8 protein-coding genes are annotated in these 18,137 nt (G+C 52.4%); 7 read left to right on the top strand and 1 reads right to left on the bottom strand.

Annotated elements, in window-relative coordinates:
• Positions 1–2: 2 nt before the first annotated feature.
• The 7 genes from hypD to ACJJIV_RS00260 all read left to right on the top strand — a co-directional run bounded on the left by hypD (position 3) and on the right by ACJJIV_RS00260 (position 16,976).
• Positions 3–1,130, top strand: a complete 1,128-nt coding sequence (gene hypD / locus ACJJIV_RS00290) for a hydrogenase formation protein HypD (RefSeq protein WP_444890305.1) — start codon at positions 3–5, stop codon at positions 1,128–1,130.
• Positions 1,096–2,133, top strand: coding sequence for a hydrogenase expression/formation protein HypE (hypE, locus tag ACJJIV_RS00285; protein WP_444890304.1), 1,038 nt, complete (start codon positions 1,096–1,098; stop codon positions 2,131–2,133). Before hypD ends, hypE begins: the two co-directional genes overlap by 35 nt.
• A gap of 293 nt (positions 2,134–2,426) precedes the next feature.
• On the top strand, positions 2,427–5,156 hold the full coding sequence (locus ACJJIV_RS00280) for a cation-transporting P-type ATPase (protein WP_444890303.1): 2,730 nt from the start codon (positions 2,427–2,429) through the stop codon (positions 5,154–5,156).
• Between the two features lie 390 nt (positions 5,157–5,546).
• Entirely contained in the window at positions 5,547–6,524 is a 978-nt protein-coding gene (locus ACJJIV_RS00275; RefSeq protein WP_444884900.1) for a universal stress protein, read from the top strand.
• On the top strand, positions 6,521–15,181 hold the full coding sequence (locus tag ACJJIV_RS00270; RefSeq protein WP_444890302.1) for a GH36-type glycosyl hydrolase domain-containing protein: 8,661 nt from the start codon (positions 6,521–6,523) through the stop codon (positions 15,179–15,181). The genes ACJJIV_RS00275 and ACJJIV_RS00270 overlap by 4 nt, the downstream gene beginning before the upstream one ends.
• Positions 15,182–15,227: 46 nt before the next feature.
• Positions 15,228–15,758: a hypothetical protein gene (locus ACJJIV_RS00265; RefSeq protein WP_444890301.1), complete on the top strand. Its 531-nt coding sequence runs from the start codon at positions 15,228–15,230 to the stop codon at positions 15,756–15,758.
• Between the two features lie 849 nt (positions 15,759–16,607).
• Entirely contained in the window at positions 16,608–16,976 is a 369-nt protein-coding gene (locus tag ACJJIV_RS00260; protein ID WP_444890300.1) for a hypothetical protein, read from the top strand.
• Between the two features lie 90 nt (positions 16,977–17,066).
• Here the strand turns inward: ACJJIV_RS00260 and ACJJIV_RS00255 are convergent, their stop codons facing one another.
• Positions 17,067–17,762, bottom strand: coding sequence for a hypothetical protein (locus ACJJIV_RS00255; protein WP_444890299.1), 696 nt, complete (start codon positions 17,760–17,762; stop codon positions 17,067–17,069).
• Positions 17,763–18,137 lie beyond the last annotated feature (375 nt).

Here is an 18,137-nt window from a genome sequence, read left to right as displayed (position 1 = left end):
CCGTGAAATTTGTCGATGAATACCGCCAGAGCGAGACTATCCAAAAGATAGCCACAGAAATTCACAAAGAAACCACGCGCCCCTGGACGATTATGGAAGTGTGCGGTGGACAAACTCACGCCATCGTTAAGAATCGCCTCGACCAGTTACTACCGCAAGCAATAAAGTTGGTTCATGGACCGGGCTGCCCGGTTTGTGTGACCCCCCTGGAGACCATTGATCGGGCCATTGCCATCGCTGCACTGCCGGGAGTGATTTTCTGTTCCTTTGGCGATATGTTGCGAGTACCTGGGTCAGAGCACAGCCTGCTCGATGTGAAAGCCAATGGTGGCGACATTCGCATAATCTATTCCCCCCTACAGGCGGTGAAGATTGCCGAGGACCACCCAACAAAGCAGGTGGTCTTTTTTGCCGTAGGATTTGAAACAACCGCAGCCGCGAATGCCATGGCAGCCACCCAAGCCAAACAAAAGTCGCTTAAGAATTTTTCCCTGTTGGTTTCCCAGTTTTTGGTGACACCGGCCATCGCGTCTATATGCGCCGCCAAGGATACACGTGTGCAGGGATTTCTTGCCGCTGGTCATGTGTGCTCAATTACCGGTTACGAAAGATATCTGCCCCTTGCCGAAAAGTATCAGGTGCCGATTGTCGTTACCGGCTTTGAACCCCTGGATATTCTTGAAGGTTTGTTGATGTGCCTGCGCCAATTAGAGCAGGGCAGTTATCAGGTGGAAAACCAGTATCTAAGAGCGGTAGAGCGAACCGGCAACCGCCCGGCACAAGTGTTACTGAACAATGTATTTAGCGTTTCTGCTCAGTGTTGGCGCGGCCTGGGTGAAATTCCAGCGAGTGGCTTGGCACTTGCTGAAGAGTTTTCAGATCTCGATGCAACAAAGAAATTTGCATTACCAGAGATCAAACCCCGAGAGCAACACCAGTGTATTAGTGGTGCCATTATGCTCGGCCTCAAAAAGCCTGGCGACTGTCCCCATTTCGGCACAACCTGCCGCCCAGACCACCCCCTGGGCGCCCCCATGGTTTCCTCCGAGGGTGCCTGCTCCGCCTACCACCGCTATAGCCAACAGGTAAAAACCCGTGAATCTTCAATGTCCTCTCCCAACAACCAATAGGGGCAGCATCCGCCTGGGGCATGGCAGTGGTGGCGAGATGACCCAGCAACTTCTGAAGGAGTTTATCCAACCGGTGTTTAACAATACCTGGATCGACCAAGCCCACGACAGCGCTACCTTGCCTTGGGATTCTGATCGTCTGGTATTCACCACCGACTCATTCGTAATTACCCCTTTGTTTTTCCCCGGTGGGGATATCGGCAAATTGGCCGTTTACGGAACCGTCAATGACTTGGCCATGGGCGGTGCCGAGGCAAAATTCTTGAGTTGCAGCTTGATACTGGAAGAAGGGTTGCCGTTCAACACATTAAAAAGAGTGCTGCAATCCATGGCTGGCGCAGCCGAGGAAACCGGTGTAAAGCTGGTTACCGGGGACACCAAGGTCGTGGAGAGAGGCAAGGGCGATGGTATCTATATCAATACCAGCGGAGTGGGTAGCTTACTGAGTAATCATCCAATAGACCCCAGTTATATCCGCCCCGGTGACAGAATTCTATTGTCCGGGGATATTGGCCGACACGGCATCACCGTTATGGCAAGCCGTGAGGGATTGGAATTCGAAACTGCACTCACCAGTGACTGCGCCCCGCTCAATGCTGCAATTTCAGCATTGCTCCAGGGTGGTATTCCGCTTCACTGTTTGCGGGATCTCACTCGCGGTGGTCTCGCGACGGCCCTGGTGGAACTGGCCGAAACCAGTGGGCAGGCCTTCGAACTGGATGAAGCGCAGATCCCAGTCTGCGAATCAGTCTACGGAGCCTGCGAAATGCTGGGCCTAGATCCCCTTTACGTGGCCAACGAGGGGCGTTTCGTTGCTGTTATTCCCGCAGAGTGCGCAGATCAGGCCAGCGCTATCCTAAGAGAGGAACGGGTAGGGGCATCCTGTGCAATTATTGGGAAAGTCACTGGCAAGCCCAGTGCCCAGGTTATTCTGAAAAACAGCCTGGGGTGTGATCGCCTGTTACAGCGCTTGCCAGGAGAGCAATTGCCAAGAATTTGTTAGCCAATAGAATTTATAAACATCGTGCAGAAACATTGATGGCAGCCTCAACCTCCCTGGCCTTGTTCATGTTAATGCCATGCATCGCCCTGATTCCCGCCCCGAAGTATCGGGTAAGGTTCTGATTAAACTAAATGCTAGAGCGCTATTAGATGACAGTGGCGTTTTGTCACAGCAAGCGGCTGGCTTGATTTTTACTAAGCTTCCCAGTCTAAATGCATGACTATTCATTGCTAAGATCAGTCGAAACTAAGCTCAGTCGAAAACTGTGAAAGGTAATCCGATAAAGGTGAACCGTGCTTCAGACAAGGCCTGAGAAAAACTGGCACTCAATGTCCGCAGATACGGTGTTCTCCGAGCTGAAGACCAGTATGGCCGGAATCAGTGAGGACGAAGCTGCGCTAAGACTGCGAACCTACGGGCCTAACTGCCTGCCAGCGCCAGCTCGCAAAGGGTTTCTGCGGCGCTTCTTCTCCCATTTCAACAACCTCCTGATCTACGTCCTGCTCGGGGCGGCGCTTATCACAGGCCTACTACAACACTGGGTAGATACCGGGGTCATCCTGGCGGTGGTTATCGTCAATGCGATTATCGGCTTTGCTCAGGAGGGTAAAGCGGAAAGGGCCATGGATGCTATCCGCCATATGCTGGCTCCACGTGCCGCAATCCTCCGCAACAATCAGCGGCTCACTGTGGAGGGAGAGAAACTGGTACCCGGCGATATTGTGCTCATTGAGGCTGGTGACAAAGTACCTGCCGATTTGCGGCTGTTAAAAACGCACGGTCTGCAGGTACAAGAGGCCATCCTGACCGGGGAATCCATCCCGGTAGAAAAACATACCGATCCGGTTAACACCGATACCCCCTTGGGGGACCGTAGTTGCTTAGCCTATAGCGGAACCACTGTCACCAATGGGCAGGGAGTGGGGGTAGTAGTGGCCACCGCAGCAGAGACTGAGATCGGTCATATCAGTGGCATGCTCGCCAGTGTTGAAACTTTAACCACTCCGTTGGTTGAACAGATGGGTTTCTTCGCCAAATGGCTGGCCCTTTTTATTCTGGCCGTTGCTGCGTTGATCTTCGCCTTTGGGCTGTTTGTATTGCAGCACAATTTTAATGAACTGTTTATGGCCATTGTTGGGCTTTCGGTAGCGGCCATTCCCGCGGGCTTACCGGCAGTTCTAACCATCACATTAGCGGTCGGGGCCCAGGCGATGGCGCGGCGCAACGCCATTGTCAGGCGCCTGCCGGCAATCGAAACCCTGGGATCAGTATCGGTAATCTGTACCGATAAAACTGGGACGCTCACCCGCAACGAGATGTGCGTCGCCACAGTAGTTACAGGCGCACAACGCTATGAAGTAGAGGGCGAAGGCTATGAACCGCGGGGTGAAGTCATGCTCGGCGGCGCGCCGGTAGCGATGTCAGCCCCAAACCCACTGCAGGAGTTAGCCCGTGTCGCGGTTCTTTGTAATGACGCCGAGCTCAGAAAAGAGGATGACAACTGGCTCGTCGAGGGTGATCCCATGGAGGGGGCCTTACTGGCCTTCGCAGCAAAGGCGGGAATGAATAGCGGGGAGGTGCGCAAGCAGTGGACCCGTACCGATATTATCCCCTTTGATGCCCAGCATAAGTTTATGGCCAGCCTAAACCACAACCATGAGAATCATGCACTGATCGCCGTTAAAGGGGCGCCGGAACAGGTTTTGGCAATGTGCAAAACCTATCGCAGCGAGGATGGAGGCTGCGAACCGCTGATGGAGACTTACTGGCGACAAAAGACCGAGGAGGTGGCGGCATTGGGACAGCGTGTCTTGGCGCTCGCCACAAAAGAGGTAAAGCCAGAGCACACGGTGCTGGAGCACTCAGACGTGAAGGGAACTATGACTCTTCTCGGCTTGGTGGGATTGATCGATCCACCCCGTCAGGAGGCTATAACCTCAGTTGCGGAGTGTAGGGGCGCGGGTATTCGAGTGAAGATGATTACCGGCGATCATGTCGCGACCGCAAAAGCCATCGGTCAACAGATAGGCTTACAGCGGCCTAACAAAGCCCTAACGGGAGTGGACATCGACAACCTGAATGACGCGGCATTAGCGGCAGAAGTCCTGAAGGTGGATATCTTCGCCCGCAACAGGCCTGAGCATAAATTGCGGCTGGTAACCGCATTGCAGGCCCACGATATGACTGTGGCAATGACTGGCGATGGCGTAAACGATGCCCCCGCTTTAAAACGCGCCGATGTGGGTATTGCCATGGGCCGGGGGGGAACAGAGGCTGCCAAAGAGGCCTCCGAGTTGGTTCTAGCCGATGATAATTTCGCTTCCATCGGCGCTGCGGTCCGTGAGGGGCGCACAGTTTATGACAATATAAAGAAAGTGATTAGCTGGACGCTGCCCACCAACGCAGGGGAAGCCTCAACCATTATTGTGGCGCTGCTCTTTGGCATGGTACTGCCGATAACACCGATCCAAATACTTTGGGTCAACCTGATTACCGCTGTTACGCTCGGTATTGCGCTCGCCTTTGAGCCAACAGAAGAAAATACCATGCACCGCCCACCACGGTTGCGCGACCAACCGCTCCTTACCAGTGTACTGGTATGGCATATCACATTAGTTAGCACCTTATTCCTGTGTGGCGTATTCGGAATATATACCTACGCCATTCAGCAGCACTACTCATTGGAATTGGCGCGAACCATGGCCATGAATACATTGGTGGTAATGGAAATTTTCCACCTGTTTTTTATTCGCAATATGTATGGCACCTCTCTCACCTGGAAGGCAGTGCGCGGCACCAAAGTGGTGTGGATGGCAGTCATCATGGTCACTTTGGGGCAATTTGCCATTACCTATGTCCCACTCCTGCAGGAAGTCTTTGCTACTGAGGCAGTGCCACTTTTTGATGGCATTCTGATCGTTGCGATTGGCGTGGCGCTGTTTGCCATTATCGAGATCGAAAAACAGATGCGTATACGCCTTTCCCGCCAGACACAAAGCTTCACTGCCAGGGGAAATTCTTAATTCCGTACCTTGACCTGTTCTCAGCCTGACCAGCGCTACAGCCTAAGCCCCGCTTTAATTGGCTCACAATTTGCTGCCTCTTTATGGGTTTATTCTTATTACTAGTGATCAGATGCTCTCAATGTGTGTTGAAAGCCAGAGAAGCTCCACCAAAACTGAAACTTTCAGTGACATAGAGCACATTTTTGCAGGTTGGCAGCAGGGGCAACACCGTCATAGACACTTTGCAATACGCTTGAGCTTAACCGTGCTAGAGAGCTTTTCAGGGATCGCGTTTAACACAAGGTTAAAACCCGGAACAGCAGTGTAGCGAGCAAGTAAAACTTTCCGCCAAAAAACCTTATGACATTTAGTGAAGATCCAGGCCGGGCCCCGGTAGGGAGTGATGAGATGCCGTTTAAACAAATCCTACTTCCTCTAGATGGCTCAGCTATCGCTGAAGAGGCCATCGCCCATGGAGTTATGCTGGCGCAGAACAGTGGTGCAAAAATTCACCTTCTTCATGTACAAAATTCTGAAGAGCAGAGCATAGATCCCGTGGACTGGCGGCTGCGCAGAGTAGAGCTGCGTAGCTACCTCAACCGTTTGGCTGAGCCCATTTCGGAGCAGGGTATTACTGTAAGCCAGTCTGTGGTGGAGGGGCGCCCAGCAGAGCAGATTGTAGAGTACTGCGATGAGGTCGATATCGATCTGATTGTACTCACTGCATACGGCAAGGGTGGCGTCAGCCGTTTCGATTTCGGCAGCACCGCCCAAAAGATTTTTAGTGGCTCTGGGCGGTCCTTCATCATAGTGCATCCGGGTTTAAAACCTCCGGCCCAGGAAAACATGGCTTACCGCCGTATTTTGGTCTCGATGGATGGTTCCTCTCATTCCGAGTGGGTTGCTTGCCAGGCGGCATCAATGATGCGTGGGCAAGAAATGGAAATGATTCTGCTGCAAGTGATTGCTGTGCCAGATATGCCCCGCAAAATGCCGATCACCCGTGAAGAACACGCCACACGGGAAAAGTTTGTCGAATGCAATCGACGCGCGGGTGAAGTCTACTTGGAGGAGATGGCTCGCCAATTGGAAAACGGCATCAAAGTGCGGCCCTTGCTGCTGGTTGCACAGAATGTCGCCGAGTGTATTTATGCCACTGCTGCGGAAGAGGATGTCGATCTGATTGCGATGAGCGCGCACGACTGGCAAACCGGTGAGCAACACGTAACGGGTACCGTCTGCCACTCCGTTATATCCCACAGTAACCTGCCGGTTCTGGTATTCCAGGATTTGCAGGAATCCCAATTACAGGCTCTGCGCGCTGACAACATAGCCTGCCAAATTCGCCACTCAACTCTTCCGGTAAGAAATGAAGCGCATCGATGAAATTGCGGTTTTGGAAAAAGCAGGGCGCTCGCCAGGGGTACAAGTTCTTTGTACATGCAAAGTCCGAGCAAAGCGGTACTCAATCTGGGAGTACCGCCCACGGGATTGGTAACAATTCGAACCGGGATAATGAACAGCAGCGCCTGGAAGACATAGCCGCGCTGGCCAAGCAGCACGCAAGCCCTGTCGGTACCGGTGGTGGCTACCGCTTGCGACTGCACTTGCGTCAGTTAGAAAAACATTTCGAGAAAATCTATCGGCATCTCGCCACTCGGGTAGAGGCGGGCGAAAAAAGTACTCGCAGTGAAGAGTGGCTACTAGATAACCGCCATGTGGTCCAGGAAGCCCTGCAGTTGGTATGTGAGTCCCTGCCGGTGAACTACTTAAAGCAGTTGCCACAAGTTTCTGCCGAAGACGGCAGTGTCGACCTGCGTTTGCATGTCCTTGCCGATGCATTGATCACCGACTTCTCCCAACCCGTAGATATTCAATCCATTCACCTGTTGGTTGAGCACTACCAGGAGGATGCTGTTTTAACCACCGGCGAACTCTGGGCACTGCCCGCACTTTTACGCCTTTGCCTATTGGAGCACTTGGCGCAGCTGGCCGAGGATGCCTTGGGAGGACATACCGCTACAGAAGAGGAACTCAGCGTTGGCATTGCCAGCGGTATCATTAGCCTGCGAGAACTGCGCAGTTGTAACTGGCGGGATTTTGTTGAGTCCCTCAGCCGTGTAGAACATATATTGCGCAAAGACCCTGCAGACGCCTACCGCCGAATGGATTTTGAAACCCGCGATAGATACCGGGATGTGATAGAAAAGCTGGCACGCGGCAGTGGCAAAACCGAGCAGCAGGTTGCCCAGTGCGTGGTGGAACTGAGCGGCGTACAGAAAACCGATAAGCGCACCCGGCATGTGGGATACTACCTGATAGATGAAGGGCGTCCACAGCTGGAAACCCTGATGGACTATCGCCCTGGCTTTCTGCAGCGCCTTCATTGGCAGCTATTGCACAAGGCATCCAGGGTATTCTTTTCCGGATTGGCTCTTTTCTCGATTCCACCGCTACTTGCCCTGGCTGTTTATCTACTCTGGAGCGGTGCTTCTATCATTTTGACGTTATTGGTACTGCTGGTTACCGCAGTGCCAGTGGTCGGTATGGCCCTGGCTCTGGTTAACGGCTTGATTACCCACTGCTTGCCCCCGCGCCTGCTGGCAAAACTGGATTTTGATAAGGGCATATCCAGTGAATACCGCACGGTTGTGGTTATGCCGGTACTGTTTGCCGATGCGGAGGATATGCAAAGGATTCTCGAGTGTCTGGAAATCAATTTCCTCAACAACGGAGATAGGAATCTTGTTTACGCAGTTTTAAGTGATTTTGCAGACGCCGATACGCAAAGTACCAGTGAGGACACAACATTATTAGAAATCGCCAAAGCATCTATTGAAACCCTGAACGAACGCCACAGGGTCGATGAGGGCAGATCACCGTTTTTACTATTACACCGTGAGCGTCGCTGGAATGCGTTGGAAAACTGCTGGATGGGCTGGGAGCGCAAGCGCGGCAAACTGATCGAATTCAACAGACTATTGTCTGGCAATGAGGAGCACAGTTTTACCACTTGTTTTGGCGATCGCAAACAACTGCAAGGCATTCGCTATGTCATCACTCTCGATGCCGACAGCCAGATGCCACCAGACACCGCACGACGCCTCGTTGGTGCCATAGCGCACCCACTCAATCGCGCAGTGGTCAAAAGCAGCACACAAAGAGTGGTAGCAGGTTATGGATTTTTACAGCCCAGGGTGGAAACCGACCCGGCTAGCTCTGATGGAACTCTATTCAGCCAGATTTTTGCCGGTGATCGCACCGTAGACCTCTACACCCACGCCGTCTCGGATGCCTACCAGGACCTGTTTGGCGAGGCGATATTTACCGGTAAAGGAATTTACGACCCGGAGGTTTTCTCCCAGACCCTGGCCGGGCATCTTCCAGAAAATGCCATCCTCAGCCACGATTTAATCGAAGGTGCCATCGGTGGTGTAGGGCTGCTGTCGGATGCAGTCTTCTACGAACAATACCCACCTAATGTTTTCGCCATGCTGCGCCGCTCGCACCGCTGGATTCGCGGTGATTGGCAGATACTTTCCTGGCTGGGCAAACGTGTACCGGTCGATAGCGGTGAACAAGTCGACAACCCTTTACCGACAATTCAGCGCTGGCAAATCGTCGATAATCTGCGACGCAGCCTGGAGGCCCCCTGCCTGTTGGCACTTTTTCTGCTCGCCTGGAGCGGTTGGCTACCGGGCCATGCCTGGGCTTGGACTTCGGCGCTACTTTTGTTGTCTTCCGCATCGGTATGGCAGGAATTACTATCGATGGTCTGGCGCAGCATCGCTGATCCCAGCCGCGCCCATCTTCATTTCCGGGGAGGGCCGGCGGTTCTACAGCAGCGCTTTTTACACTGGCTGCTATCGCTGGTTCTGCTCCCGGTGCAAGCGATTAACGCGTTGGATGCGATCGTACGCACACTCTATCGGCTGCGCGTTTCCCACCGCCATTTGTTGCAGTGGACATCAGCGGCACATGTGAATCGCTCTGTCAGCAGTGCACTGACTGCGTTTGGCAGTTGGCGTGCGATGTGGGTTTCCCCACTGATCGCTCTATTGGTAACTGCAGGCTTGGCTTATTGGGTTCCCGCCAGTCTCTTACCTGCAGCACCGTTTTTGTTGGCCTGGCTCTTTGCACCCCAACTTCTTCACCATATCAATTTACCGCGAGAGCTGGAGCCATCAGTTCTAACAGAAGAGGACAAGCGCGAGTTGCGTTTGCTAAGCCGGCGAACCTGGTTTTTCTTCGAACACTTTATGGGGCCTGACGATCACTGGCTGCCGCCAGATAATTATCAGGAAGAACCCCTGGCGGTCCTGGCCCGGCGTACATCCCCCACCAATATCGGGCTGGGCTTGCTCTCTATTCTCAGCGCCTACGATTTTGGTTACGTTGATCTCAGCCTGCTATTAGCTCGACTCAACAACAGCTTCGACCGTATGCGCGGACTGGAGCGCTATCGCGGACACTTCCTCAACTGGTACGAAACCCGCGAACTACACCCGCTCAACCCCCGCTATGTCTCCACCGTGGATAGCGGCAACCTGGCCGGCAGCCTACTAACCCTGGCCTCCGGCCTGGAATCCCTGAAAACTGAACCACTGAGTGGACGCCAGCTGGTACTGGGCATCACCGATACCCTCGATGCCATGGCAGAAACCCTGCAGCCGGTCGATACGGACTCCGCCCCCAATGAAATCCGTGAGATCAACGCGCAGCTAGCGCAGTTTCGCCAACGTTTACAAGCCGGCGCGGAGCACAATCGCTGGTGGCAAACCATCGACGATATCTATGAGAGAGATGTACCCTGGCTACAGAAGCAGATGCTGGCGCTGATCGAGGGTGACGAAAAAAACTTCAGCGCAGAGGATCTCGGTCGACTACGCCAATGGCTCGATGAATTGCACCGCCATGCGGTGGCCGCGAGGCGCTATCAGGAGGCGCTCGAACCCTGGCTGCGACTTATGCAGGTACCACCCAAAGTCTGCCGGGAGGGTGTGGAGCAAGTCAGAAAAGCTTACCTCTCCCTCGCAGACACTTTGAAAATCCCGGTTTCTCTATCGACCATGCCAGACTTTTGCGATGCTGCGGAACAACAACTGCTGCAACTGCAAAATCACCTCGCTGCAGAACCACAAGGGCACGATGAAGCCGCCTCTTGGTGTGAAAAAATGCACAACGCACTGGAAAGCGCACGGGAAAATGCCGCCAGTTATTGCCGAGACATTACCAGCCTTTCCACCAGGGCACTCAACTGGGTGGAAGAGATGGATTTCGCCTTCCTCTACGATCGCGATCAGCATCTATTTCATATCGGTTACAACATTACCGATGCTGCACTAGACGCCAACCACTACGATTTACTCGCCTCAGAATCGCGCCTGACCGGCTTCCTCGCTATTGCCAAAGGCGATGTACCGGCGCGCCACTGGCGCCACCTTGAGCGACCATTTCGGCACCTTCATCGCCGGGTGGTGTTGATGTCTTGGAGTGCGACCCTGTTTGAATATTTAATGCCGCGGCTGTTTATGGAAACGCCAGAGCACAGTTTGATAGGGCGGGCCTGTCGCAATGCCATTGAAGTGCATCGCAAGTTTACCGGCCGTTTCGAACTGCCCTGGGGTATCGCCGAATCCGGTTACTACGAACTGGACAGCCAATTGCACTACCAATACCGTGCCTTTGGAGTGCCAGGTATCGGTTTTCGTCGCGACCTCGGTGAACGCCTGGTTATAGCGCCTTATGCTTCCATGATGGCACTACCATTCGATGCCGCAGGGGTTATGGAGAACCTGCGCCAGCTTCGCGCCGAAGGTGGTTACGGCCAGTTCGGCCTGTATGAAGCGATTGACTATGGCCGTACGGCCAAAGCTATACCTCGACGCGCACGCACTGTGCGCTCCTATATGAGCCACCACCAGGGCATGATCCTGCTGGCCATTAATAACTACCTCCACGATGACATAATGCAACAACGCTTCCACAGCGATGTGCGCATTGCCGGCCTGACGCCACTACTGCACGAGCGCCTGCCCACCGCGCGGCCGGCCCTAAGACCCTGGCAACAGCCGGGGCTACAGCGCAGTTTCCACGCCGAAGGAGCCCTGCAGAGCTGGTCTGCTCTTCCGGGGAGACCCTATCCACAATACAACCTGCTCTCTAACGGCCACCACACACTGCTGCTGGGAGCAGATGGTTCAGGTGGCAGCTATTGGCACAATCTTGCCCTGACACGCTGGCAGCCAGATCCGACCCAACACCAGGGCGGGCACTGGAATTATGTCCGCGATCTGGATAGCGGCGAACTATTTTCTGTGGGGCTGGCCCCCTGTGGCGGAGACTCCGGCCACTGTATGGCCAACTTCTCACCACAGGAAGTAGAGTTCCAGCGCCGTGAAGCGGAGTTATTCTGCCGCTTACACATTGCCCTCAGTTCCCAGCATGACTTAGAAGCTCGCCGACTGGTAATCAAAAATGAGAGCAATCGCAGCCGCCACCTGCTGCTGGCGGATTATGCCGAGGTGGTGCTAGCGCCAGAACGCGATTACCAGCGTCATCCCGCCTTTGCCAAACTGTTTGTGGAGAGCCAGTACCTGCCCGATGAGCAGGTGATGCTCTATCGAAGGCGGCCTCGCAGCGGCGAGGAAAAACCGATATATCTAGCCCACTGCGCATTGGTTTCTGCCGATGTAAGTCACCAGCTGGGCTGGGAAACCGATCGGGTACGTTTCCTCGGCCGCGGCGGGTCCCCGGCAAGGCCTCTGGCTCTGCAACGAGGCCTGGAAGGCTTCACGGGAACCACTGGCCCTGTATTAGACCCGGTAATTGCCTCAGCCCAAGAAATTTCTATTTCGCCTCATTCTGAAGTCGAAGTGATCTACCTGACTGGCGCCAGTAAATCACGCCGGGAGTTGTTGGCTGTATTGCGCTCTTATCGCTCGCGGCCCAAGGCACGTTGGGTATACGACCTGGCGCGAATGCAGTCTGAACAGGAATTACACAACCTGCGTATCCCTGCGGCAGATGTTTACTGGATGATGGAGTTGCTCTCCGCTGTACTAGCTCCCTCCGGCGGGCTGCGCGCCTCTTCCCGAGTATTGGCCCGCAGTCATCATATTCAGCGTTGCCTGTGGAGCCGTGGCATCTCCGGAGATAACCCAATCCTGTTACTGCAGGTGCGCAGTGAGCAGGGCATTGATTTTGCCGAGCCCATTCTGCAAGCCCACACTCTCTGGAGCGGCCGCGGCCTGGCTATTGACCTGGTTATTGTTGATGAGGATTCCGCCGGTTATTCCCAGCAGACCCGCGACAGGTTACAGGAGATGATCGCCGATATTCGCGGTCGCACTATACGCAAACTAAACGGCTCAGTGGTGATGGTGCCAGGCCAGGAGCTGCCAGAGTCTGATCGTATGGGCCTTTTGGCTGCAGCACGGGTATTGCTCGATTCCTCAGCAGGGCCAGTGGCCACACAGCTGGAGAATAGTGCCACCGCACTACAGGCTCAGATGCAGCCATTGCCTCCTTTTGTACCGGTGCAATCTGCAGGTTATGTCCAGTTACCAACACCAGCCCTGCAACGCCCAAATGATCTTATATTTGATAATGGCCTGGGTGGATTTTCAGCGGATGGGCGCGAGTACATCCTGCATCTACAGTCAGGCAAGCCGGAAAAACCGGGCCAGCGCCCTCCTGCACCCTGGGTAAATATCATCGCTAATCCCAACTTCGGTTGTCTGGTATCCGAAGGGGGCTCCTGCTGTACCTGGAGCGGCAACAGTGGTGAACACCGGCTGACCGCCTGGAATAACGATCCGGTCCGCGACCCCAGTGGTGAAACCCTCTACCTACGCGATGAAGAGAGCGCCCAGGTTTGGTCTCCAACCCCGGCCCCGCGGCCCGCCGAGACCGACTATCAGGTAAGGCATGGGGCAGGTTACACCGAGTATCGCCATAACAGCCACGGCCTTGAGCAGTCCTGGCGTATTACGGTCGATCGCACTGCTCCGGTGAAAATTGGCCGGCTGACATTGAAAAATGGCTGGAACAGGCCTCGCCGATTAACTGCCACCTACTACGTGGAGTGGGTAATGGGACTGACCCGCGGCAACAGTTGGGCTCATCAGGTCAATGAGTTCATACCAGAAAGCAATACGTTATTGGCCCGCAACGCCTTTGTCCCGGATGCCAAACCCGGTGTCGCCTTCCTGACTGCCAGCCTGCCACCTCACGGTCTGACCACAGATCGGCATGAGTTTATTGGCAGTACCGGGAGCCCACAGGCACCGGAGGCACTGTTTCGGATTGGCCTCTCCGGGAAGGTGCAGTCTGGCGGCGACCCTTGCGCCGCTTATCAAGTCCATATTGATCTGGCTATCGGCGAAACCCAACACATTTATTTTGTGATGGGGGAGGGGATTGATCGTGCCCAGGCATTGGATTTGGCCGGTGAATTCCGGGATCCACAAAGAGCCGCAAACTCCCAGGCCGAGTTCGAACAGTTTTGGGAGAATTATCTGCGCTCTGTTCAGGTGCGAGTGCCCGATAAGGCCACCGAGCTGATGGTAAACCGCTGGCTACCTTATCAAACCCTGGCCTGCCGCCTCTGGGGCCGCAGCGGCTTCTATCAATCCAGTGGTGCCTTTGGTTTCCGTGATCAGCTTCAGGATGTACAGGCACTGCTTTGGACACATCCCGATTGGACACGCCAACATATTTTGCGCACTGCCTCACGCCAATTCCAGGATGGAGATGTACTGCACTGGTGGCATGAAAATCCCTTGCGCGGTGTGCGCACCCGCTGCTCCGACGACTTACTGTGGCTGCCATTTGTTACAGCCCAATACATTCGCACCACGGGTGATTACCAAATCCTGGATGAACCGGTCAGCTATCTTGCCGGGGCACCACTGGGCAAAGATGAGCACGAACGCTACGCCGAGTTTGAAAGCAGCGATGAATCTGGGTCTCTTTACGAGCACTGCTGCCGCGCAATTGAGCGCGCCGGCGCCGTAGGGCCTCACGGGCTACCGGTAATCGGCAATGGCGACTGGAACGACGGTTTCAGCCGTATCAGTACCACCGGCCGCGGTGAGAGTGTGTGGATGGGCTGGTTTTTACTGCGAGTTTGTCGGGATATGGCGCCCTTGTGCGACTACATCGGCGATTCTGCACTGGCGGAATATTACCGTCAGCTGGGAGAAAATTTCCGTCAGCAAGTAGAAGACAGCGGCTGGGACGGCGCCTGGTATCGGCGCGCTTATTACGATGACGGCACACCGATTGGTTCTAAGAACAGCGACGAGTGCAAAATCGACCTAATTGCACAAACCTGGTCGGTGCTATCCCAGCAGGAACCCACTGAGCGATCCCGCAAAGCGATGGAATCGGCCGACCAGCACCTGGTAAACGAGTGCGCTCGGCAAATACTGTTGCTTAAGCCACCGTTTAACAAAACCAAGAAGGACCCCGGCTATATAAAAGGTTATCCACCGGGAATTCGTGAAAACGGTGGTCAATACACCCACGCCGCCACATGGGCCGTCTGGGCCGCGGCCGGACTCAGCCAGAGCGAGCGGGCTTGGCATTACTTTAATTTGTTAAACCCAATTACCCACACCGATACCCTTGAAGGCGTAAAGCGCTATTGCACAGAGCCCTATGTATTAGCCGGCGATGTCTACGGTGTGGCCCCCCATGTGGGGCGCGGTGGCTGGACTTGGTATTCCGGAGCGTCCGGCTGGCTGTATCGCAGTGCACTAGAAGCATTACTTGGGGCAAAAATTCTTGATGGCGATCACTTGGTGATCGAACCCTGCCTACCGCAAACCTGGCATAACTATCACTTATCCCTGCGCTTTGGCTGCAGTCGCTATGAGATCGACATCAGTAATTGCGGTGGCTGTCCACGGGAGATCGAATCACTGACGCTGGATGGAGAAAGACTCACTTCAGGAGTCATTCCGTTAAAAGACAGCGGCCAGGAGCATCAGGTAGCTTTAGTATTCAAGCCTGTTTTTAATCCCCCAAATAACAACTAAATACTTCACTATTAAATTTTTCAGTGTGGTCAGCAGGTTGCCTTATATGGCTTCAAATACGATCAATTCAAAATTTTTTCTCACGATTGCTTTTAGCGTTCTACTTATTTTGGTTACCCCCACCATAATAACGACAGTGATTTACTGGTTTATTGGTAGTGATTTCTCAAACAGGGCAAAATCTGATGCGGACCGACTTCTGGGAATAGGTAACTACTGTATTATTGCCCCACATAAAAGATCGGAGGCTGCATGTTTTATCACCAACTTTAAACATGTAAATTTGAAGGAGGTTATAAAGCAGGCTGTATACTTCAAGTTATACTTGCCTTCACAGGAAGTTGGAAGTGGATTAGCCAGCGCAAGAAAACGAAATTACCACTTTGCTATTTATAATAGTGATGCCATGTATTATTGGAGCCTCAGGGAAGATAGGTTTATTAAGTCTCCCGACTATGTATATGTAGCTTTTCAGCAAATCCTTAAAGTCTACTCTATGTACAAGGGGAGGCCAGATATTTTGGGAAAGGATGGCTTTTCGCAACCTTCATGGGATTATTATGATTGCCCCCATTGAAAAGAAAGCATTATTGAACTTATCCCAGTTCTGACTAGATCTAGCAGTTTTCGCTTTTTCATTGGTAGCACCAAGCCTTTCTTTGAAAATTTAGTGAACTTCGCTGTCTGAATACCACTCATGCTCTTAGTGTCATGATGAAGCGCCAACCGCCTCAGTAGTGATTTTTCTATCCTTGCGAGTTTAGAAATTAGCAAGATACCCAAAAGACGCATTGATGATCCAGTGTTCCGAATCAATACTCGCCCAAGGAAGGCGTTAAATTACTTGAGTCCGCTGGATTTTTTGGCGGGCAGACGTGTGTCACTTATGTTAGTAATCTAGGTAGCTCTTCATATTTAAAGCATGGGTTGGACTTCGCCATATAAACCGGGGGATTACTTACAAAGAACTTTTTGGCTTAAATCTAGTCAGATCTGGGACCTCGCAAGCCAACAGGTCAGATCTTTTCTTTTTGGGTGCTTGCCGAGGCATTCTACGGAAGTGATTAAGTCAGATGGAATTCCAGCCTCCCCCCTTAGTATATAAAGATAACGAAACATCAATTTCATGGCGCCTTTGGGTTTCCCTGGCGATAGCACTGAGTTTGCATATGGTTTTATTGACAATTCCAGTGTCCGTGCCACCAGATAATCAGTTGAACAAACAATCTACATTTAGGTTTATCTTAAAACATAAAAAACCGACTGCGAACTCGCCAATAAACAGCCCAGACAGTGCAGGTAGGCCCAAAAGGTCTGTAACCACTACAAAACCGAAAGTAGGGCAGAATGAAGTATTGCCTGCGGCTTCAGCTACTGCAAAACCGCCCTCATCCGGAATTCAGCAAAACATGAAGCCCCGAGTAGAGTGACAACCAGTGAACATAGAGACCTAGCAAATACTACTCAGCCCGAAAACTTATCGTCTCAAAAAGCCGTTACTTTAACGGTTCCCGCTGAATCTGGAGCAAAAAGCAAAGCGGTGGTTTTTGATCCGAGATTAAAGAGAGCTTTAGACCGAGAGAACAACAAAGTTCGCCAGCTTCAAACAAAAGATGCCCTCTACACAACAGCGACAGGTACTTTTGTTCAACTCGGTGATAAATGCTTTGACCTGAAAGATTTACCGGCTGGCAGTGATAGCGATGTGAACCCCTGGTTTAGAGCCAAATGTCCCAAGAACTCTAGATCCCAAGCGGATATTGAACGCCTCGCTGAAAAATATGGTATACCTTAGACCACAATCATTTGTGATGAATAGTATGAGCAAGGCCTCGTCCATACAGAGGAGACCTCACATAAGAATACCACTAGCGTTTGAACAATCTCATGGGTGAATAAATTGGAGCCGAACTTTTTGCAGTCTTAGAAGGTTGGTAGCAGCATCAAACCTTACCCTTGCAAGGTAATAACAGCTTTGTGTATTAATCGGGCGGCTAGGGATGTTAATTGCGGTTGATCCATTAGCTGCATCAGTGCTCGTACTATTGACTACAAGTGTGAATGTTATTGCACCAGCGCCGAAGGCCGGTTGACAAACCTCAAATAGCATAGCTGCCATCGAAGAATTGGGGTCATTATCAGACCACCACCACCGAAAAAACTCCAAGGTTCCACCATTAGGTAGATCCCAAAATTGGGCATCGGCAAACCGCTCAGTGCCAAGCCGGCTCAGCTCAGTGCCACCTCCTACGGAATATAACCATTCCGACCCAGTAGTATCCTGCCGCCCAATAAATGACTTCGGCATAATTGGTGAATAGTCTGTGCTCCCTGTGGGGAATAGCCCCTCTTGGGAATCAGGATTACCCGATGCATATAAGGAAAAATCAAATGGACTTTCTGGGTCAAGCCCTTCAGCTACATATACATTAGACGCCGCCCTATCAAAACCCATGGCTTCAAGTGCCGCCGGATTAGTAATTAGATTATCTTTATTGCCCGCAATTACCATCTGTGAAGCCGCTGTGAAACTGACAAGTGTGGCGAGGGTATATTTAAGCCACCGGTAGGACATCTTCATATTAACTCTCCAAAATTAGTATCGAAATTATTATCAAAATCCCCAATAATGAGTAAATTCTGAGCATCCTTAACGACGTAGGGATAAGGTATGTAATTAGTAGAGAAATGAATTTCTGCAAGTAATCTCAACACAAAGGCGGAAAAACCTCTCAGAAATACCCCTCAAAACTTATTGAGAAACCCCAAGCGTATACATAAATAAATTCAATTGATTCAGCACGCATCTCACCAGAAGGTATTGATCTAATTAAATTTCTAAGATCAAAATGAAAACACCAAGTTACCCATTTTAAGAGATAAACTTACCCCCTAAATTAAGCCCAGATGATTTTGCGCTGGGGTTTTCAACTATTTCCCATGTGGCCCGCTGAAA

This window comes from Microbulbifer mixtoriginis (SeqCode) (genome assembly GCF_052466765.1).
Note: the sequence above shows the minus strand (reverse complement) of the source record. Positions and strands in the feature narration are given on the sequence as shown.